The sequence below is a fragment of the Streptomyces sp. PA03-6a genome (assembly GCF_033792765.1).
Classification (GTDB): domain Bacteria; phylum Actinomycetota; class Actinomycetes; order Streptomycetales; family Streptomycetaceae; genus Actinacidiphila.
Window position 1 is genome coordinate 16,371 of sequence record NZ_JARAVK010000087.1, and the last position, 19,432, is coordinate 35,802.

Below are 19,432 nucleotides of genomic sequence, written 5' to 3' on the forward strand. Positions count from 1 at the left end.
GACTAGCCCGCGAGCACCCGGAGCAGCCGGTCGACGTCCGCCTCGGTGTTGTACAGGTGGAAGGCCGCCCGCAGGTTGCCCGCGCGGGCCGAGACGCGGATGCCGGCGGCGGCCAGCCGCTCCGCCGCGTCGCCCAGGCCCGGGACGGCCACGATCGCCGAGTCCTGCGCGCCGGAGGGCACCGGCTTGTGGCCGAGCCGCAGCAGGCCCGCCCGGAAGCGCTCGGCCAGCGCGACGTCGTGGGCGCCGATGGCCTCGACGCCCAGCTCCTCGACGAGCCCCAGCGAGGCCGCCCCGGCCAGGTACGGCAGCAGCGGCGGCAGCACGTCGAACCGCCGGGCGGAACGCGCGAGGTGCGCGACCGGCCCGTAGCAGTCGCCCCAGGGGTCCTCGGCCGCGTACCAGCCGGCGAACTGCGCCGACAGCCCGTCCTCGGCGCCCTCCCGCACGGTCAGGAAGGACACCCCGCGCGGGGCGAGCAGCCACTTGTAGCCGCCGCACACGACGTAGTCGAGGCCGTCCGCGCGCAGCGGGAGCCAGCCGACCGCCTGGGTGGCGTCGACGAGCACGCGCGCCCCGTGCCGCGACGCGGCCTCGCGGACCGCGGCGAGGTCGGCGACCCGGCCGTCCGCGGACTGCACCGCGCTGACCGCGACGAGGTCGGTGGTGGGACGTACGGCGTCGGCGAGCCCCTCCAGGGGCACGGTGCGCGTCACGACGTCGGCGCGGGAGGCGAAGGGGTTGACCAGCGAGCTGAAGTCGCCGTCGGCCAGCACGACTTCCGCCCCGGCGGGGAGGGCCGCGGCGATCATGCCGACGTGCGTGGTGACGGAGGAGCCGACCGCGACGCGGTCGGCGGCGACCCCGGTGAGGCGGGCGTAGGCGGCGCGGGCGGCGCCCAGGACGCGCTCGTCGCGCACCCAGTCGTCGGTGCCGTCGGACCAGGCGGCCACGGCGGTGCGCAGCGCCTCGACGGAGCGGAGCGGGCCGATGCCCGAGGAGGCGGTGTTGAGGTAGGTGATCCCGGCGTCCAGCGCGAATTCCCCGGCGATGTCCATGGTTCCTCAGCCTGAGCCCCGGGCTGCCCAAAGTCCATCGGCGATCACTGAACGCCATCCCCAAGGAACGCTTGTGCTCGGGGCGTGTTCGAAGCCCGCCACCTCCGTGTGCCGCGCGTCGTGGCCCGTACCGGCTCGCTGTCGGGCGCCGCGCGGGAACTGGGCTGCACCCAGCCGGCGGTCAGCCGGCCCACGGCGAACGCCTGCCCGCGCCCCCCGGCTTCCTCGCCGCTGCCGGCTGCCCGCTCGCCGGGACGCAGCCCGCGGGCTGGGAGACCCGGGTCCTGACCGAGGGCCGCGGGCTGCTGCTGGTCGACGGCATCGACGAGATCCCGGACGCCGAGGCCGCCGCGCCCGGGCCTGCTCCGCGACCTGCTCGACGCCCATCCCGGCAACCGCTGGCTGGTCACCAGACGAAGGCGCTGGAGCTCGCCGCGGGCACCCCGCCGCTGGTCCGCGGCGGTCGGACCACCCGGCTGACCGAGGCGGGCGAGGCGCCGGCCCGGCACGCGAGCGGCATCCTGGCGGGGCTGGCCGCCGCGGAGGAGGAGGTCGCGGCCATCGGGGGCCTGCGCGCCGGGCGGGTGCGGCTGGTGTCGTTCCCGAGCGCGGGGCCGTCCCTGGTCCCCACCGCGCCGGCCGCGATGCGCGCCGCGCACCCGGATGTACGGATCACCCTGGCCGGGGCGCAGCCGCCGCGGGCGGTGGAGATGCTGCGTGCCGGTGAGTGCGAACCGGCGCTGGCCTACCGCTACGAGGACGAGGACGAGGACGAGGGCGGCGGCGAGCGGGCCGCCGCGTGGGAGGGGCTGCTGATGCGGCCGCTGCTGTCCGACCGGCTCTTCGCGGTGCTTCCCGCCGGGCACCCGCCGGCGCGCGGGGGTGGTCCGGTGCGGACGTCCGACCTGGCCGACGAACCGTGGATCGCGGGCTGCCCGCACTGCCGCCGGCACCTGGTCGGGCTGTGCGGGCGGGCGGGTTTTCGAGCCGCGCATCGACTTCGCCACCGACGACTACCCGGCGGCCGTCGGCCCGGTGGCCGCAGGGATGGGCGTCTCGGCGCAGCCCGGCCTCGCGCTGGAGGCGGTACGGCTGCGCGGAGTGGCCGTGCGCGACTCCGGCCGGCCGCACGCCGTGATGTGGCCGCGGTGACGCTGCCCGACCTGGCCCAGGTGCCGGCCGTCGACATGATGCTCGGGCGGCTGCGTCTCGCGGCTCTGCGCGACCGCCCTTCGGTCCGAGTCCGCGCGGAGGCGGACGTCCGTCTTGTGGTGAAACGTTTCCTCTGTGGCTGATGTCCGGTGGGTCAGTGACTGCCGGTGGCGTGCGAGCTCATGACCCGGTTGCGGGACCGGCCCATCATCTCCTCGCGCTCGTCCTCGGTGAGTCCGCCCCAGACCCCGTAGGGTTCGCGGACCGTCAGAGCGTGCGTCGCGCATTCGGCGCGGACGGGGCAGCGCATGCACACCTCCTTCGCCGCCGCCTCACGCGCGCTCCGGGCGGCGCCGCGCTCTCCCTCGGGGTGGAAGAACAGGGAGCTGTCGACACCGCGGCAGGCGGCGACGAGCTGCCAGTCCCAGAGGTCGGCGTTCGGGCCCGGGAGGCGGGAGAAGTCTGCCATTGCTCATCTCCTCGAGAGGTGGGCTGCAGGGACACCGTCCAGGCGCGAAGCTCTGGGAGGGTGCTGTCGACGTTACATCTACTGTCGAAGTAGATGTAAATATGATTCATCACAAAATCGCCAACGAACTCCCGCCATGCGGGTAAAAAGCCTCCAAACAGGCAAAATCTGACATTGCCCCCCGGTCGGCGGCTGATGTGTGCTGCAAGCGGGCGCCCGTTGTGCGGGTTTTTGGGGCCCGGCGAACAGCCGCGACCTGCGACGTTGCTGATCCGTGTCGGTCCGCGCACGGAGAGTGCGGGAGTCGGCCGCCAAACTCCGTAACTCTTTCGAGTGAGGGTCGTTGAAGGTGCGGAAGTGGTTGGCGGTCGAACTAATCGGGCAGACGCCCGAGGCCGTCATCCCCACCGGTGAACGATTCGTACAGCCTGGAGGCTCAACGTGACGCGGATCAGCTGCGGAGGACGGTCATGACTTCCGTTCTCGTCTGCGACGACTCCCCGCTTGCCCGAGAGGCCCTGCGCCGCGCGGTAGCGACCGTGCCCGGCGTGGAGCGCGTGACGACCGCGGCCAACGGCGAGGAAGTCCTCCGCCGCTGGGGCGCCGACCGCTCGGACCTCATTCTCATGGACGTCCGGATGCCCGGCCTCGGCGGTGTGGAGACCGTACGGCGGCTGCTGTCCGCCGACCCCGGCGCCCGCATCATCATGCTCACGGTCGCCGAGGACCTGGACGGGGTGGCCCTCGCGGTCGCCGCCGGTGCCCGCGGGTACCTGCACAAGGACGCCTCGCGCGCCGAGTTGCGGGCCACGGTCACCCAGGCGCTGGCCGACCCGACCTGGCGGCTCGCCCCGCGCCGGCTGCGGTCGGCCGAGATGGGCGCCGCCCCGACCCTGACCGCCCGCGAGATCCAGGTGCTGGAGGGCATGAGCCACGGCCGCTCCAACGCCGAGATCGGCCGCGAGCTCTTCCTCTCCGAGGACACCGTCAAGACGCACGCGCGACGCCTGTTCAAGAAGCTCGGCGCCTCGGACCGGGCCCATGCGGTGGCGCTCGGCTTCCGCTGGGGCCTGGTGCGCTGAGGCAGCGGCTTCGAGGGCTGGAGGGGCCGATGAGCTGTGGGGCAGCTGTGCGGCTGCCCCGCTCGTACCGGTTTCCGCGCCGAGGGCGCATGCTTGAGGCATGGACTCTCGGGGACACGGTCGGGCGGGGCGGCGGGTGCATGACATGACTACGGCCGGTGCGGTCCCTCGGAACGCTCCGCACGGCGCGCCGCATAACGCTTCGGAGCACAACCACGGGTGTGAGCCCACGGAGCGGCCCGCGGCGATGCACTATGGACGGATGCGCGACGAGGCCACCGGCAATGAGACAGCCATAGGGGCACTCGTACGTCGAGCCGTGGACGGCGACGAGCAGGCGACGCACGACCTGCTCGCCCATGTGCACCCGCTCGCCGAGCGCTATTGCCGTACGAGGCTGTCGCGGCTGCCGGGTGGCGCGCGCCACTTCGTGGACGACCTCGCGCAAGAGGTCTGCCTCGCGGTGCTGTGCGCCCTGCCCCGCTACCGGGACCAGGGCCGGCCCTTCGAGGCCTTCGTCTTCGGCATCGCCGCACACAAGGTCGCCGACCTCCAGCGGGCCGCCATGCGCGGTCCGGGCTCGACGGCCGTGCCCTCCGACGAGATGCCCGAGCAGCCGGACGACTCGCTCGGGCCCGAGGAGCGGGCGCTGCTCAGCAGCGACGCGGAGTGGGCGAAGAAGCTGCTCGCCAACCTCCCGGAGCACCAGCGGGAGCTGGTGCTGCTCCGCGTCGCCGTGGGCCTCACGGCGGAGGAGACCGGTCAGGTGCTCGGCATGTCGCCGGGCGCCGTCCGGGTGGCGCAGCACCGCGCACTGTCCCGGCTGCGGGCCCTGGCGGAGGAAGCCGCCGCGGGTGCTCCCGGGCTGAGCGCCTAGCGCACGCCGCCCCCGGCCCCCGCACCAGGGGCGGAATTGGTTTCGCGCGGGAGCCATTAGCATTGAACATCTCGCCGGGCAAGACCATGGGGAAGGTGTCATGACGCTGAACGCCGACGGAGTAGCCGATAAGTTCGGGCTGCTCGGACTCACCTACGACGATGTGCTGCTGCTCCCAGGTGCGTCGGACGTCGTGCCGAACCAGGTCGACACCCGCTCGAAGGTCTCCCGGAACGTCAGCGTGAACATCCCGCTGCTGTCGGCGGCGATGGACAAGGTCACCGAGGCGCGGATGGCCATCGCGATGGCCCGCCAGGGCGGCGTGGGCGTGCTCCACCGCAACCTGTCCATCGAGGACCAGGTGAACCAGGTCGACCTGGTGAAGCGGTCCGAGTCCGGCATGGTGACCGACCCGATCACCGTCCACCCCGACGCCACCCTCGCCGAGGCCGACGCGCTGTGCGGCAAGTTCCGCATCAGCGGCGTCCCCGTCACCGACGCCTCCGGCAAGCTGCTGGGCATCGTGACCAACCGCGACATGGCCTTCGAGAGCGACCGCTCCCGGCAGGTCCGCGAGGTCATGACGCCGATGCCGCTGGTCACCGGCAAGGTCGGCATCTCCGGCGTCGAGGCGATGGACCTGCTGCGCAAGCACAAGATCGAGAAGCTGCCGCTCGTCGACGACGAGGGCCGCCTCAAGGGCCTGATCACGGTCAAGGACTTCGTGAAGGCCGAGAAGTACCCCAACGCCGCCAAGGACGCCGAGGGCCGCCTGCTGGTCGGCGCCGCGGTGGGCGTGGGCGACGAGGCCTTCCTCCGCGCCCAGCGGCTGGTCGAGGCCGGTGCCGACTTCCTGGTCATCGACAGCGCGCACGGCCACAGCCGCGGCATCCTCGACATGGTCGCCAAGGTCAAGGCCAACATCAAGATCGACGTGGTGGCCGGCAACGTCGCCACCCGCGACGGCGCCCAGGCGCTGATCGACGCGGGCGCCGACGGCATCAAGGTCGGTGTCGGCCCCGGCTCGATCTGCACCACCCGGGTGGTCGCCGGTGTCGGCGCGCCCCAGGTGACGGCGATCTACGAGGCCTCCCTCGCGGCCGGCCCGGCCGGTGTCCCGCTGATCGGCGACGGCGGCCTGCAGTACTCCGGTGACATCGCCAAGGCCATCGCGGCCGGCGCGGACACCGTCATGCTGGGCAGCCTCCTCGCGGGCTGCGAGGAGTCGCCGGGCGAGCTGCTCTTCATCAACGGCAAGCAGTTCAAGTCCTACCGCGGCATGGGCTCGCTCGGCGCGATGCAGTCGCGCGGGCAGGCCAAGTCGTACTCGAAGGACCGCTACTTCCAGGACAACATCCTCTCCGAGGACAAGCTCGTCCCCGAGGGCATCGAGGGCCAGGTGCCCTACCGCGGCCCGCTCTCCGCGGTGGCCCACCAGCTCATCGGCGGCCTGCGCTCCTCCATGGGCTACGTCGGCTCCCACACCATCCCCGAGCTCAAGGAGAAGGGCCGCTTCGTGCGGATCACCGCGGCCGGGCTCAAGGAGAGCCACCCGCACGACATCCAGATGACCACCGAGGCGCCGAACTACCACACCCGCTGACCGGTACGAGCGGATCACCCGGAGCCCGCGGCGCCGCACGGCCGCGGGCTTCCGGCTGCCCTGCCTGGGATACTGGACGGGCAGGCCACGAAGGAAAGGCATAGCGACAGTGACTGAGATCGAGATCGGGCGGGGCAAGCGCGGCCGCAGGGCATACGCATTCGACGACATCGCCGTCGTCCCGAGCCGCCGTACGCGGGACCCCAAGGAGGTCTCGATCGCGTGGCAGATCGACGCCTACCGCTTCGAGCTGCCCTTCCTGGCGGCCCCGATGGACTCCGTGGTCTCCCCGGAGACCGCGATCCGCATCGGCAACCTCGGCGGCCTGGGCGTGCTCAACCTCGAGGGTCTGTGGACCCGCTACGAGGACCCCGAGCCGCTGCTCGCCGAGATCGCCGAGCTGGACGACGCCTCCGTCACCCGGCGCCTGCAGGAGATCTACGCGGCGCCGATCAAGGAGGAGCTGATCGGCCAGCGGATCAAGGAGGTGCGCGACGCCGGTGTGGTCACGGCGGCCGCGCTCTCGCCGCAGCGCACCGCGCAGTTCTCCAAGGCCGTGGTCGACGCGGGCGTGGACATCTTCGTCATCCGCGGCACGACGGTCTCCGCCGAGCACGTGTCGGGCTCCCACGAGCCGCTCAACCTGAAGCAGTTCATCTATGAGCTCGACGTCCCGGTCATCGTCGGCGGCTGCGCCACCTACACCGCGGCGCTGCACCTGATGCGCACCGGTGCCGCGGGCGTCCTCGTCGGCTTCGGCGGCGGCGCCGCCCACACCACCCGCAACGTCCTCGGCATCCAGGTGCCGATGGCGACCGCGGTCGCCGACGTGGCCGCGGCCCGTCGCGACTACATGGACGAGTCCGGCGGCCGCTACGTGCACGTCATCGCCGACGGGGGCTTCGGCTCCAGCGGCGACCTGCCCAAGGCGATCGCCTGCGGCGCCGACTCGGTGATGATGGGCTCCCCGCTGGCCCGCGCCACCGACGCACCCGGCCGCGGCTTCCACTGGGGCATGGAGGCCACGCACGAGGAACTGCCGCGTGGCAAGCGCATGAACCTGGGCACCGCCGGCACGACCGAGCAGATCCTGCTCGGCCCCTCGCACGCGCCCGACGGCTCCATGAACTTCTTCGGCGCACTGCGCCGCGCGATGGCCACGACCGGCTACTCCGAACTGAAGGAGTTCCAGCGGGTCGAGGTCACCGTGTCGCCGACGCACCACCGCTGACCGCCGTTCCAGGCTCCAGGGGCCCGTACCGCCGCCCGGCGGTACGGGCCCCGGTGCGTTCCGTGGCCGGCCGGCGGATGCCGCGCGGAGCAGGGGGTGTTCGGCCGAGCCGGTTCCGGAGCGGTCCCTGAGGGATCGTCACATCTCTGTATGGACGGGGGACTTACGGGTGAACGGCGACAACCGGAAGGTTAAGTGCCGTGGATGAGCATGTGATTTTCGGTTACGATCGCGTATCCGTGGTTCTGCTGTGCTAACCGTCGTCTACAGTGTTCGATGCCATCGGACGGTCCGGCTGGGGGGTGGGAGAGCACGGAAGCCGGGTCTTGACTTGGCCTCTGCGCACACTGCCAGCTGGGGGAGCCTGCCGTGTCCACTCTGTCCATCGTCATTCCCGCCTTGAACGAGGCCGAGAACCTGCCGCACGTCTTCGGGACGATCCCGCTCGAAGAACTCGCCGCGGAGGGCTGGGGTGTCGAGGTGGTCATAGCGGACAACGGTTCCACGGACGGCACCGCCGAGATAGCCGCGTCCTACGGAGCCAGGGTCGTCCACCAGCCCTTGCGCGGCTACGGCAACGCCTACAAGGCCGGGATCGCCGCGGCGTACGGCAACGTGATCGCCACCGGTGACGCCGACTGCACCTACCCCTTCGACGACCTGCCCCGGCTGCTGAGGATCGTCGACGAGCACCAGGTCGAGTTCCTCAACACCAACCGGCTCGGCCCGGAGAACCGTGCGGCGATGAAGCCCTCCCACACCGTCGCGAACCACGCTCTCAGCCTCCTCAGCCGCGTGCTCTTCAAGAGCGGGATACGCGACTCCCAGAGCGGCATGTGGGTGTTCCGCCGCTACATCTGGGAGACCCTCAAGGTCACTTCCGACGGGATGGGCTTCTCGCAGGAGATCAAGAACGCCGCCGTGCGGGAGGGCTTCCGCTGCATGGAGGTGCCCATCGAGTACCGGCCCCGCGGTGGCCAGGTGAAGCTCAACGCGCTGTCCGACGGCGTGGCCAACCTGGCGCAGCTGTTCCGCCACCGGCTGCGGGACAACGCTCTGCGCACCGACACCCGGGCCCAGTGGTACGACCGCTCCACGCGGCCCGAACCGGCGCCGTTGATGTCCGCGCAGGGGCAGGCGCAGTCGTCCCAAGGGAGCGACGAGGAGTGGGAACGAGTGCCGAGCGAGCACTACACCGCCTGACGGGCACGTCCTGGGGCGGGAGGACCTGATGAATGATTGGCCTACGCTGTGCGCATGGTGAAGGATCCCAGTCGACGGCAGCGCCTGCTCGTCGCCCTCGTGGCGTTCGTGGTGTCCGCGGTCGCGACCGTCGTCGCCGCGTCCATGCCGTCGAAGAGCCCGGCGGCCTCGCCGCCCGTCACCGGCAAGCCGTCGTCGTCGCCTTCCGAGGCGGAGGGCGGCGGCGTGCGCGAGGTGAAGATGGGCATCTCGTACGGCGACACCCTGACGTGGAAGTCGGACGCGGACCTCGCACGGGGTCTGGACGACGCGGTCGCGGTCGGCGTCACCTGGGTACGGATGGACCTGTCGTGGAACAACATCCAGCCGGATTCGCCCTACACCTACTCGTGGCACCGCTTCGACCGGGTCGCCAAGGCCGCCGAGGCCCGCGGTCTGAAGGTGCTCCCTGTGCTCGCCTACACCCCGAAGTGGGCGCGTGCGGCGGGCTGTACGTCCGGCCAGAGCTGCGCACCCGCCGACCCCGAGATCTTCGCCAGCTTCGCCAAGCTGGCCGCCGAGCGGTACTCCGCGATGGGGATCCACACCTGGGAGGTGTGGAACGAGGAGAACATCGGCTTCTGGAAGCCCGCCGCCGACCCGAAGGGCTACACCACCCTCCTCCGGGCGACGAGCCAGGCCCTGCGGGCCGCGGACCCCAAGGCGTACGTCATCATGGGCGGCCTCGCGGTGGCCAAGACCGAGCCCGCGCGCCACAGGCTCTCCCAGACGGACTTCCTGACCGCCGTCTGCAAGCTGGGCGGCAACAAGTACGTGGACGCCGTCGGCTACCACCCGTTCAACTATCCCACCCTGCCCAGCGCGACACCCGGCACCGGCACCGCCTTCGAGCGGATCAGCAACTTCCGGGAGAACCTGGTGGGGATCCTGGACAAGTACGGCACCCCCGACATGCCCATCTGGCTCACCGAGACGGGAGCACCGACCAGTGGGCCCGGTGAGGTGTCGGACGGCAAGGTGATCCCCCCGGGGACCACGCACGTCACGCAGGCCCGCCAGGCCGAGATCGCCACCGACACGATCCCGGCCGTGGTGGCGAACCCGTACGTCGAGGCGATGTTCTGGTACACCGACCAGGACCAGGCACGCCCCGAGGAGAAGAAGTCACGGTCGCTCTACTACGGGATGCGCAGCTACGACGGTACGAAGAAGCCGGCCTTCGAAGCGCTCAAGGCGGCGATAGCCGCCTACGAGCGCAAGAAGAAGTAGCGGCCCGCGGGCCGGCCGTCGCTACAGCGACCGGAACAGCCTGATGTAGCGCTCCATCAGGCCGTCCCAGGCGAAACGTCGTTCCGCCTCCTGCCGGCCCCGCGCGCCCAGCCGGTCGGCGAGTGCGGCGTCGGTCAGCACCTTGCGGCACGCGGCGGCCAGCGCGCCGGGATCGCCGGGCGGGACCAGGAGCCCGGTCCCGCCGTCCGTCACGACGTGCGGGATGCCCCCCACGGCGGAGCCCACCACCGGGGTGCCACAGGCCATCGCCTCGACCAGCACCATGCCGAAGGACTCCGCCTCGGTGCGCGAGGGCAGCACCGCGAGGGCGGCCGTCCGCACCACGTCGACCAGGGCGTCCCCGGTCAGCTCTCCGGCCGCCTCCACCCGTTCCGCGACGCCGAGTTCCGCCGCGAGCCGCAGATGGTCCGGCACCGCGTCGCCGCCGCCGACCAGGCGCAGCCTCGCATCGGGCACCTCGGCCGCCAGCCCGGCGAACGCCCTCACCAGGACGTCGACGCCCTTCCAGGCCGACGAGCGGTCCATGCGGCCGACGTACACGACCGTCCGGGGACGTTCCGAGGCGGGCCGCCCGGGGGTGAAGCGCTCGACGTCGACGCCGGGGGTGATCTCGACCGCGTGCGGGTGCCCGGCGGCCAGCGAGACCGGTGACACCGCCACGAGCGTCCGCGCCCGACGGAACACCCGCGGCAGCACGCGGCGTTCGTACAGGCCGATGAGCCGGTCCGCCACACCACTGCCGGGCTCGCCCTTGTGCATCGAGCCCGCGTGGTAGGTGAACACGGCCGGCCGCTTCCCGGAGACCGCCACCGCCAGGTCGGCCAGCCCGGGGACCGGGGCGTGGGCGTTCACCACCTCGGCCCCGGTCCGGCGCAGCCAGCGGCGCAGTTGCAGCGGCCACAGGGGGCTGAGCGGGGTGTTGGACAGCTTCAGCCAGGCGCCGAGCCGGATGACCTGCACGCCCTCCTCGACGTCCACGGTGGTGCGGAGTCCGGAAAGCCGTGTCGTGATGACGACCGGACGCAGCCCCTGGGCCTCGCCGACCGCGCGGGCGATCCGGGCCGCGTAGTTCTCCACGCCGCCGACCTTGGGCGGGTAATAGGGGGCGACCACCGCCACCGTGCGGGTCATGCGACCGTGCCCGCGGCGGCGCGGAGCAGGGCGGGGAACTCCTCCGCCCGGGCGATGTACGCGGGCAGCCGTTGCTGGAGCACCGCACGGTACTCCTCGGGGTTCGCGCGGAGCTTGTCCACCAGTGCCCACAGGCCCGGGTGGGTGACCTCGGCGATCGGCACGACCCACTCACCGAGGCCGAGGTCGGCCATGATGCCCCGTGTCTTGTGCTCGTACTCGATCGCGACGCACGGGACCCCACTGGTGAGCGAGAAGATCACCGAGTGGAAGCGGGTCCCGATGAGCAGGGAGCACTCGCCGTACAGACCCTTGAGGTCGCGGTAGTCGACACGCTCCTCGATCCGCAGCGGCGCGGTCGCGCAGTAGTCCGCCACACGACGTTCGACGATGCGGTCGTCGTCGCCGAGGTAGTCCGTGGTCACCTGGGGGATGAGCACCACGCGGGCCCCGTCCGCCTGGAGCGCGTCGATCGTCCCGGCGAGCGCCCGCTCGTAGCGTTCCTGGGCGGCCGGAGCGAGCCAACGACGCGCGGTGAGACCCACCAGCGGCTCCTGGGCCCCGACCTGGAGCCTGCCGCGCCAGTTGGAGGTGACCTCGGGGGCGAAGGCGAAGCCGGAGTCGACGGCACGCCGCACCTGCCGCGCGGACACGCCGCACTCCTGGAGCAGACCGACGCTCACGTCCTCGCGTGCGAGCACCAGCGCCGCGCGGCGCAGCACGTGGCCGACCAGCCGGCGCTGCGGCCTGCCGGGGAACGGACCGAAGGACTGGGGCGCGAAGACCACGGGCACCCCCGCCTTCTGCGCCAGCAGCGCGGGCAGCAGGACGAAGAACACGTTCTGGTATCCGTCCAGCCCGGGCCGTGCGAGGAGGTACCCGCCGCCCATGGACACCACCATGTCCGCCTCGCACACGGCGGCGGCTTCCCGGCGCGCTTCCGCGGGGAGCAGCTTCAGCAGCACGTCGGCGACGGCCCGTGGCAGCAGCAGCGCCGCCGTGCCCACGAGAGCCACCAGCAGCTTGCGCAGCAGGCGCCGGGACCGGGACACCCCGCCGTCGGCGACGTGGCGGCGGATCGAGCCGAGGTTGGCCACCCCCTCGAACGAGGGGTGGGCATCGGCGTCCTCCATGCCCGCGATGGCGAGCGTGGCGCCCGGGAAGGCCTCCTTGACGTGGCGAAGGCAGACCGACAGCAGCGCGGCGTCCCCCGCGTTCTCCCGCACGTACGCGTTGATGACGACGATTCTCACCGGTGGTACCCCTCGACTGGGCTCATTTCGGGTTCTTCCACGGGGATGCCCGGTTCCGGAGCCTGCAGCTGCGGCACGGCCGCGCGCTTGCCGAACAGGGCGACGGCGGCGTAGAGACCGCTGGCGAGGTTGCCCACGCCCCAGGCCCAGCCGAGCCACACCAGTCCGCGCGGCGCCCACAGCGCGGCCAGACCGATGGTGACCACGGCGTAGACGACGTTGCTGAGGACCAGTTGCGTCATCTTCCGGGCGAGCTTGAGGGCGAAGCTGGCCCACGTGTTCAGTGCGACGGCGAGGGCTCCGCAGGCCAGCACGGCCAGCAGCGTCTGCGCGCGGTCCGCGTAGGGACCTCCGAACATCCGCAGGAGGAGTCCGCTGCCCGAGGCGACGACGAGGACCGAGGGCACCTGCACCGCGGCGATGATGCCGGCGGACCGGCGGAGCAGTACGGAGAAGCGCGAGGGATCGTACGAGACCTCGGCGAACACCGCCTCACCGACGGAGAACGACACGGAGTTGAGCAGGTTGGCGATCTGGAAGGCGATGAAGTAGTAGCCCGCCGCCGCCGCGCCCAACTGCTCCAGGACGATCAACGGGAGGACCAGCAGCGGCGCGAGGTTGAGCAGGCTGGAGACGTAGCTCGCGAGGGAGAAGCGGAACTGCTCCAGCATCCGGGTGCCGCGGGCGCGCAGGTGGAACCGGAAGCCGAGCCGGCGGCGCATCAGGATCAGCGAGACCAGCGCCGTCGCCACGTAGCCGCCGCCGTTGGCCCCGAGGATGCCGACCGAGCCGTAGGCGACGAAGGCGACCGGCAGGGCCAGCTTGACCAACCCCTGGAGCAGGCCGTAGACCAGCGCGTTCTGATGGGCCATGCGGGCGCTGACGAAGACCGAGAAGGTCAGCTGGCTCACCGCCGCGCAGATGCAGAAGATCACGAACGCGGCGGCCGCCGACGCGTGGTCGCGGACGAAGACCAGCTTCTCCGCGTAGACCGGCAGGCCGAGCAGGTAGACGGTGGCGATCACGGACGAGACCACGCCGACCAGCACGAGGGACTGAGTGAGCTGTCCGTTGCGGGAGGCGGCCGGCGCGGGGAAGCGGATCAGCGTGCTGTTCAGTCCGAACAGGCTCAGATAGGAGATCAGCGAGGTCGCCGATATGAGCGATGTGGCGAGTCCGACCTGTTCGGGGGTGTAGAAGCGGGCCACCACGACCCAGAAGACGAAGCCCAGTCCGGCCGTGGTCACCGTGGACGCCATCAGGAAGAAGGAGTTGCGGTACACCTGGTCCTGCGACAGGGCACGCTTGCCGTTCCTAGCCATGGGTGGTCGCTCCCGCCGCCTCGCGGTAGCACTCGGCCAGCGCGCTCACGTGCTCCTCCCAGGCGAAGGCCGTCGTCGCGAGCTCGCGCGAGTACCGGCCCATGCGCTCGCGCCGCCGCTCGTCCCCGGCGAGCGCGGACAACGCGGAACGGATCCCCTCGGCGTCCCGGTCCAGCAGTGTGACGCGCGACCGGTCGAGGCGGTAGGGCGCGTAGCCGGGGTCGTCGGTGGTGACGACGGGCAGGCCGGAGGCCATGGCCTCCTGGACGGTGAGGGGGAAGCCCTCCGCGGTCGACGGCAGCGCGAAGACGTCGCAGGCCCGGTACGCCTCGGCCAGTTCCAGCGGGGGCAGCCCGCCCAGGTGGTGCACGCCCGGCCGGCCCGCCAGGGCGGCGGAGTCGCCGTCCCCGGCGAACACCAGGTCGTAGCCGGCGGAGGGGTCGTAGCCGGACAGCAGCAGGTCGTAGCCCTTCTTCGGCACCAGGCGCCCCACGAAGAGCACCAGCGGCCGGTCCTGCGGCAGCCCGAAGCGCTTGCGGGCCAGCGCCCGCTCCTCGACCGAGGCGGCCGGCCGGAAGAGGGCGGTGTCCACGCCGTTCGCGAGGTGGCGGGCCCGGGCGGGACGGGCGCCGTGGCGGAGTACGAACTCCGCGACCGAGGCGTTGAGGGTGATCACGGTACGGGCCCGCCGCAGCAGGCCGCGTCCGGCGACGGCGTACACGGCCCGCTGCACCCCGCGCACCAGCGCGGACGGGTGCTCGACCAGGGCGACGTGCTGGGTGACCAGGTGCGGGGTGCGGGTGAGCACGCAGGCGAGTCCGGCCGTCCACGAGGTCAGGTACAGGCAGTCGTGCACATGGACCACATCGGCCCGGCGGGCCCAGCGGAGTGCGGCCGTCAGCACCCGGGGCGACAGGACGGGGAAGGGCACGCCGGCCCGCTCCGCGCCGTTCCACGCCGCGACACGGACGACGCGTACGCCGTCCTCCTGGCTGATCGCGCTGCGCGCGCCGCTGGTGAGCACCGTGACGTCGGCACCGCGTGCGGCGAGGTGCACGGCCTCCATCCGGACGACGTTCTCGATGCCGCCGACGTGCGGCGGGTAGTAGTGGCTGACCAGGAGGACCCTCATCGGTAGATCCTCGCTCCCTCGCTGCTGTAGATCTCGTTCTTGGTCGCCTCGAGGAGGCCCGTGGGGTAGCGGAAGGTGACGAGGTCGCCCCGGTAGGAGAACGTCATGCGTCCGGTGCGCACGGTCGAAGTGCCCAGCAGGACGTAGGAGTCGGTGCGCAGCCTGGTCGGGAAGACGTCGCCCACGACGGGTCCGGTCAGGATGGTCTGCTGCCGGTAGAAGGTGAAGCGGTCCGTCTGCACCAGGGACGGTTTGCCCTCGGCCGCGAAGCGCTGCGACAGCCAGTAGGCGGCCATGCGCTCCTCGGCGCTCGGGTAGTAGACGTCGTAGTACTGGCCGGCGTTGCTGAGCTGCAACTGCGGCGGATAGCCGCCCAGCAGCTTGGGCACCACGCCGGTGAGGTCCAGGAAGAGGGCCACCACCAGCGCGTACACCGTCACGGCCCGACGGCGCCCGGTCCAGCGCAGGGCGGAGAGCATGCCCGCCGCGATGAAGGGCGCGAAGAAGAACAGGCCCTGCTGGAAGGCGCGGAGCACGCCGTAGTCGACGGAGAGCTGGGGCACGACCGTGAGGACCCCGAGGAGGGCGATGGCGCCGATGGCCAGCGTGGTCTGCTCGCGCCGTGGGCGGAAGGCCCCGCGTCGCCCGACGTCGATGACGATGAGGCCGATGATCAGCAGGAGCTGCATCAGGCCGGCGGTGAACTGGCGCAGCAGGGAGTTGACCGTGGTCGCCTTCAGGCCGATGCCTTCCAGCACCCGCCCCGCGGCGGTGGGGGCCATGTTCTGCTTGGGCACGACAGGGGTCGGGTAGGCGTCCACCGTCCCGAGGGGCAGGTACGTCCCCTTCGCCCGGTCGGCGGCCGTCTCCCGCACGGTCTCCTCGCGGTAGTCGCCCAGCCGCTGCTCGGCCGTCAGCGAGGGCCCGCCTCCGAAGAGGCTGTACGAGGTGTCGGACGAACCGGCGCGCGCGTGCCCCGGGTTCTTGATCTCCTGCACGACCGCGCTCAGCGTGCTCCGTAGCTGCCCGCTCGTGTGCGTGACCGGGCCCGCCCAGGCCAGCGCCATGACCGCTGCCCCCGCCACGATCCACCAGGTCAGGAAGGGTGCGGCCACGGTAGGGCGGTATGTGCGCTTGCGCGCGCGCCTGGATTTGTAGCGGTCCGCCGTGCGCCAGATCACGTCGGCGACGAGGGCGACCCCGAGGACGACGATCACGACGTAGATCGTCGAGTAGTGCGAGAGCGTGATGCCGGCCAGCAGCACCACGAAGGCGATCTGCCGCACGCGCAGGGGCCGCCCGGAGTCGGTGAGCACGACCATGCCGCAACCGAGCAGCACGAACGCGACCTCCTGGCGGCCCAGGAAGGTCATGTCGGACAGGAAGGTGGGGAAGAGCATGAAGAAGACGGCCGACAACAGCGACACCAGATGCGGTGCGACGTTGCGGACGGAGCGGTGGACCAGCACCGGAGTGAGCGCGAACAGCACCGGCAGCACGATCTTGAAGATGTAGACGTCGGGGATCGCGGTGAGCCGGAACACGCTCACGGGCAGCAGCGTGACGCTGAGGCAGGCGTTGTAGGCGTCGGGGTACTTGGAGACGTCCCAGAGCGATCCGCCGAGCGTCAGCCGGTAGTACTCGTACTCGCGCTGGATGTCGTGTCCGGTGATGGACCAGCCGCGCAACGAGTTCAGCATGAGCAGCGCGGTCGCGCCGAGGAACAGACCGGTCTCGAGGACGCTGACCGGGTAGCGCCGGCGGCGGACCATGAGCAGGACCAGCAGCGCGATGACGGCCGGCATCGCAGCCGTGCTGACCGCCCCGCCGTAGCCGTTGTTCAGCCTGATGGGCCCTGCGACCGACAGCACCAGGGCGACGCCGGCGAACGCCCCCACGGGGATCGCGCCCGGCGGCAGTCCGTCGCGGAGCCAGGACCTGCTCTTGTCGGTCCGTTCCTCCTCCGGCACGAACGCGCCGATCACGATGAGCGTGAGCGCCGTGGCCCCGGCCAGGGACACCCTGGTCAGCGGGCGTTCCACCCCGGCCAGCGGCAGCACCGTGTTCACGGCGAGGGCGATCACGAGATCCGTGATGACCGCCATGCCGACGGCGAGCAGGAAGCTGCCGTCCCTGGTGGACACCACCCGGGAGGCGACGCCGCGCCACACCGCGACGGGCGCACCGAACAGCAGCCACAGGCCGGCCACCGTCAGCAGCACCCCGGGCACGCCGGGCAGCATCTCCACGACACAGGCCACCGCGATGGCGAGCAGCACCCCGAGGCGTCCCCGTACGAGGTCCGGGAGCCGCAGGCCGGCGGCCTGGGCATCGCCCGCCGACGCCGCGTGGCGGCGCGGGCCCCGGCCCTGCCGCTTCCGTTCGTGCCCGGACCCGGCCGGCGAGGCGTCGCTCTCGGCCGGCTCCGGCTCCCTGTCCAGATCCGCGTCGTCCGCGTCGTCCGCCACGACGGCCCACGACGGGCGGGAGGTCGTGCGCCGACCGCTGCTTCCCGTGCCACGGGCCGTCATGCGCCGGCCTCTGGGTAGACGTGGGCGTAGACCTGCTCGACCAGGGCTGCCACGGCCTCCCAGGAGTAGTCGGGGGCGGTCGCGGCACTCCTGCGGGCGAGCCGCAGGCGCAGACCGGGGTCGGCGGCCACCGAGTCGATGGCGGCGGCCAGCGCCGCCGGTTCGGGAGCGGCCAGCAGCCCGACACCCTTGAGCAGTTCGGCGGTGCCGGGGACGTCGGTCGCGACGACCGGCAGGGCGGCGGCCATCGCCTCCAAGGCGACCAGCGGCATGCCCTCCCGGTCGGAGGGCAGCACGAAGACGTCGGCGTCCGCGTACGCCCGCACCAGGTGCTCGCCGAGGAGCCCGCCCGAGAACTCGACGTTCCGCAGACCCAGTTCGGCGGCGTGCGCCTCCAGCTTCTCCCGCAGCTCGCCGTCGCCGACGATCCGCAGCTGCACCGGCTCCCGCAGCAGGGCCGTCGCCTCCAGCAGCCGTGCCACGTTCTTCTGCGAGCTCAGACGGCCGACGAACAGCAACCGCAAGGGACGTTGTGCCGTCTCCCGCACCGGCATGAAGTAGCCGGCCCCCACGCCGTTGGGGACGACGAACACCCTGTCCGCCCGGACGCCGTACGTCTCGCGGACGAAGGCGCCCTGCTCCTCGGTCAGCACGATCACCCCGGCGGCGGCGCGCATCGACCGTCCGAAGACGTGCTTCTTGTAGGCGGGCAGCAGCCCACCCAAGCGCCCGGAGGCTTCGACGTCGAGGTGGAAGTGGAGGATGAAGCGCTGTCCGCGCATGCGGGCGATGACGGCGACGAGCTCGGGCATCAACGCGTGCGCACAGTGCACGTGCAGCACGGCGTCGCGGGGCGCGCGCACCGCCAGCGAGACGGGCAGGCCCGGTGCGAGCGCGGTGTGCGCGACCTCGACCGCGCGGTGCCGCCGTATGGTGACCCGGCCGGCGCCGTAGCGGCGCGGTCCGCCGTCGGCACCGAGGGCGGTGGTGATGACCCGCACGTCGTGGCGCTGCCCGAGCTGGATGGCGAGGTGCTCCACCACGCGTTCGAGCCCGCCCAGATGGGGCGGGTAGTACGGGGTGATCTGCAGAATGGTGCGTCGCATCAGGCTTCAGTCTCGTACGTCAGGGGGCGGCGTACCGAGCGGCCCGGTCACGGCCTTCGGCGTCACGAAGTTGTAGTGCAATGTCTGCTCGTGCCCGACGAGGGCCACCCGTACGAGCGTCGTGCCCGTGGTCTTGGTGAAGCGCGTGACGACGGGCACGGCCTTGCCGTCCTTCGGTTTCAGCCCCACCGTCCTGGTGGCCACGACCTTGCCCTTGGCCGATTCCAGCGTCAGCTTCAGCCGCAGCGGTGCGGGGCCCGTGCCGTGGGCGTTCACGGCGACGGGGACGATCAGCGTGCTGCCGTCGAAGCGGGGCGCAGCCGTGAAGTAGATCTCGGTGAACGGGGCCGGCTGCCGGGTGAAGGACTGCAGCAGCACCGTGCGTACCGCCGGCACCGACCAGAGCCCCGCCCCCAGAGCGACGGCGACCACCACGGCCACCGCCGCACCGGCGATCCTGCGTCGCGGCGAGGCCGGGGGACGGCGTGTCTCAGGGTCCTGCTGGTCCACAGGTGCCTGGCGGGGTGACGGCTGATCCGGTTCGGGGTCCGGTTCCGGAGCGTGGTCGCCGGGCTCGTCGGCCGGTTCGGTCATGTCGTTCCGCACCGCTCTGCGGTCTCCCGGCCCCCGGCCGCCGGGGCCGTGACACCGGGCAGGGGGGACACTTCACCGTACGCAGGGACGACTCCGGACAGGCTTCTCATGTGTCATCCCCCCCGGGCGCTCGTCGGGGCGGCAAGCCCGTATGAGTTTCTCCGCAAGGCATCTCGGTGCATGGGAAGGATCGCCGACGCTTGGTGGCGATGACGGGGAACTCCGGCCAACGAAGCTCGCCGCTCACCCGGCAGTCAATGATGTGCGGAACGGATGCGACTCTAGTCCAATACCGCGAACCACTGTCGATGGTGTGACCAACTCGTGATGGCGAACGGGCAAAAGCGCTCGTCAGCCGACGAGCCAAGAGGCGATGGGCTTGGCGTCCCCGCCCGCCC

Annotated in this window: 16 protein-coding genes and 1 pseudogene; 8 read left to right on the forward strand and 9 right to left on the reverse strand. The window is 71.8% G+C overall.

Annotation, left to right across the window (positions count from 1 at the left end):
* Positions 1–2: 2 nt before the first annotated feature.
* Complete coding sequence (locus PV350_RS21480; RefSeq protein ID WP_500335441.1) at positions 3–1,058, reverse strand: aminotransferase class V-fold PLP-dependent enzyme; 1,056 nt, start codon at positions 1,056–1,058, stop codon at positions 3–5.
* A gap of 84 nt (positions 1,059–1,142) precedes the next feature.
* Between PV350_RS21480 and PV350_RS21485 the strand changes: the two are divergent.
* Both PV350_RS21485 and PV350_RS21490 read left to right on the forward strand, forming a co-directional pair.
* Positions 1,143–1,247 (forward strand): annotated as a pseudogene (locus tag PV350_RS21485) (helix-turn-helix domain-containing protein); the annotation flags it as partial.
* A 140-nt stretch (positions 1,248–1,387) separates the two neighbouring features.
* The gene (locus PV350_RS21490) at positions 1,388–2,353 is read left to right on the forward strand and encodes a LysR substrate-binding domain-containing protein (RefSeq protein WP_500335452.1); all 966 of its coding nucleotides are present in this window, start codon (positions 1,388–1,390) and stop codon (positions 2,351–2,353) included.
* 11 nt (positions 2,354–2,364) lie between these two features.
* Here the strand turns inward: PV350_RS21490 and PV350_RS21495 are convergent, their stop codons facing one another.
* Complete coding sequence (locus tag PV350_RS21495; protein ID WP_319138961.1) at positions 2,365–2,679, reverse strand: WhiB family transcriptional regulator; 315 nt, start codon at positions 2,677–2,679, stop codon at positions 2,365–2,367.
* Between the two features lie 470 nt (positions 2,680–3,149).
* On the opposite strand from PV350_RS21495, the gene PV350_RS21500 reads away from it, so the two are divergent.
* From PV350_RS21500 to PV350_RS21525, 6 genes are all read left to right on the forward strand, one after another.
* A complete protein-coding gene (locus PV350_RS21500; RefSeq protein WP_003948568.1) occupies positions 3,150–3,761 on the forward strand; it encodes a response regulator transcription factor in 612 nt (203 codons plus the stop codon).
* Positions 3,762–4,023: 262 nt separating this feature from the next.
* Positions 4,024–4,638 carry a sigma-70 family RNA polymerase sigma factor gene (locus PV350_RS21505; protein ID WP_499513466.1) on the forward strand — a complete coding sequence of 205 codons (615 nt, stop codon included), beginning with the start codon at positions 4,024–4,026 and terminating at the stop codon, positions 4,636–4,638.
* A 100-nt stretch (positions 4,639–4,738) separates the two neighbouring features.
* Positions 4,739–6,241: an IMP dehydrogenase gene (guaB, locus tag PV350_RS21510; RefSeq protein ID WP_499513467.1), complete on the forward strand. Its 1,503-nt coding sequence runs from the start codon at positions 4,739–4,741 to the stop codon at positions 6,239–6,241.
* A 109-nt stretch (positions 6,242–6,350) separates the two neighbouring features.
* Positions 6,351–7,472, forward strand: a complete 1,122-nt coding sequence (locus PV350_RS21515) for a GuaB3 family IMP dehydrogenase-related protein (protein ID WP_499513468.1) — start codon at positions 6,351–6,353, stop codon at positions 7,470–7,472.
* Between the two features lie 369 nt (positions 7,473–7,841).
* A complete protein-coding gene (locus PV350_RS21520; RefSeq protein WP_499513469.1) occupies positions 7,842–8,675 on the forward strand; it encodes a glycosyltransferase family 2 protein in 834 nt (277 codons plus the stop codon).
* Positions 8,676–8,729: 54 nt separating this feature from the next.
* Positions 8,730–9,944: a cellulase family glycosylhydrolase gene (locus PV350_RS21525; protein WP_500335443.1), complete on the forward strand. Its 1,215-nt coding sequence runs from the start codon at positions 8,730–8,732 to the stop codon at positions 9,942–9,944.
* 21 nt (positions 9,945–9,965) lie between these two features.
* Here PV350_RS21525 and PV350_RS21530 read toward each other — a convergent pair whose 3' ends face one another.
* From PV350_RS21530 to PV350_RS21560, 7 genes are read right to left on the reverse strand one after another with little or no spacing between them, the layout of a single operon-like run.
* Positions 9,966–11,096 (reverse strand): glycosyltransferase family 4 protein, encoded by a 1,131-nt coding sequence (locus tag PV350_RS21530; RefSeq protein WP_500335445.1) that lies wholly within the window; start codon positions 11,094–11,096, stop codon positions 9,966–9,968.
* Positions 11,093–12,349, reverse strand: a complete 1,257-nt coding sequence (locus PV350_RS21535) for a polysaccharide pyruvyl transferase family protein (RefSeq protein WP_499513472.1) — start codon at positions 12,347–12,349, stop codon at positions 11,093–11,095. The genes PV350_RS21530 and PV350_RS21535 overlap by 4 nt, the downstream gene beginning before the upstream one ends.
* Positions 12,346–13,671, reverse strand: a complete 1,326-nt coding sequence (locus PV350_RS21540) for a lipopolysaccharide biosynthesis protein (protein WP_499513473.1) — start codon at positions 13,669–13,671, stop codon at positions 12,346–12,348. Before PV350_RS21540 ends, PV350_RS21535 begins: the two co-directional genes overlap by 4 nt.
* Positions 13,664–14,803 (reverse strand): glycosyltransferase family 4 protein, encoded by a 1,140-nt coding sequence (locus tag PV350_RS21545; RefSeq protein ID WP_499513474.1) that lies wholly within the window; start codon positions 14,801–14,803, stop codon positions 13,664–13,666. Before PV350_RS21545 ends, PV350_RS21540 begins: the two co-directional genes overlap by 8 nt.
* Entirely contained in the window at positions 14,800–17,334 is a 2,535-nt protein-coding gene (locus tag PV350_RS21550; RefSeq protein WP_500335448.1) for a DUF2206 domain-containing protein, read from the reverse strand. The genes PV350_RS21545 and PV350_RS21550 overlap by 4 nt, the downstream gene beginning before the upstream one ends.
* A complete protein-coding gene (locus tag PV350_RS21555) occupies positions 17,331–18,440 on the reverse strand; it encodes a glycosyltransferase family 4 protein (RefSeq protein ID WP_499513476.1) in 1,110 nt (369 codons plus the stop codon). Before PV350_RS21555 ends, PV350_RS21550 begins: the two co-directional genes overlap by 4 nt.
* 6 nt (positions 18,441–18,446) lie before the next feature.
* A complete protein-coding gene (locus tag PV350_RS21560; RefSeq protein WP_500335450.1) occupies positions 18,447–19,034 on the reverse strand; it encodes a hypothetical protein in 588 nt (195 codons plus the stop codon).
* Positions 19,035–19,432: the final 398 nt, after the last annotated feature.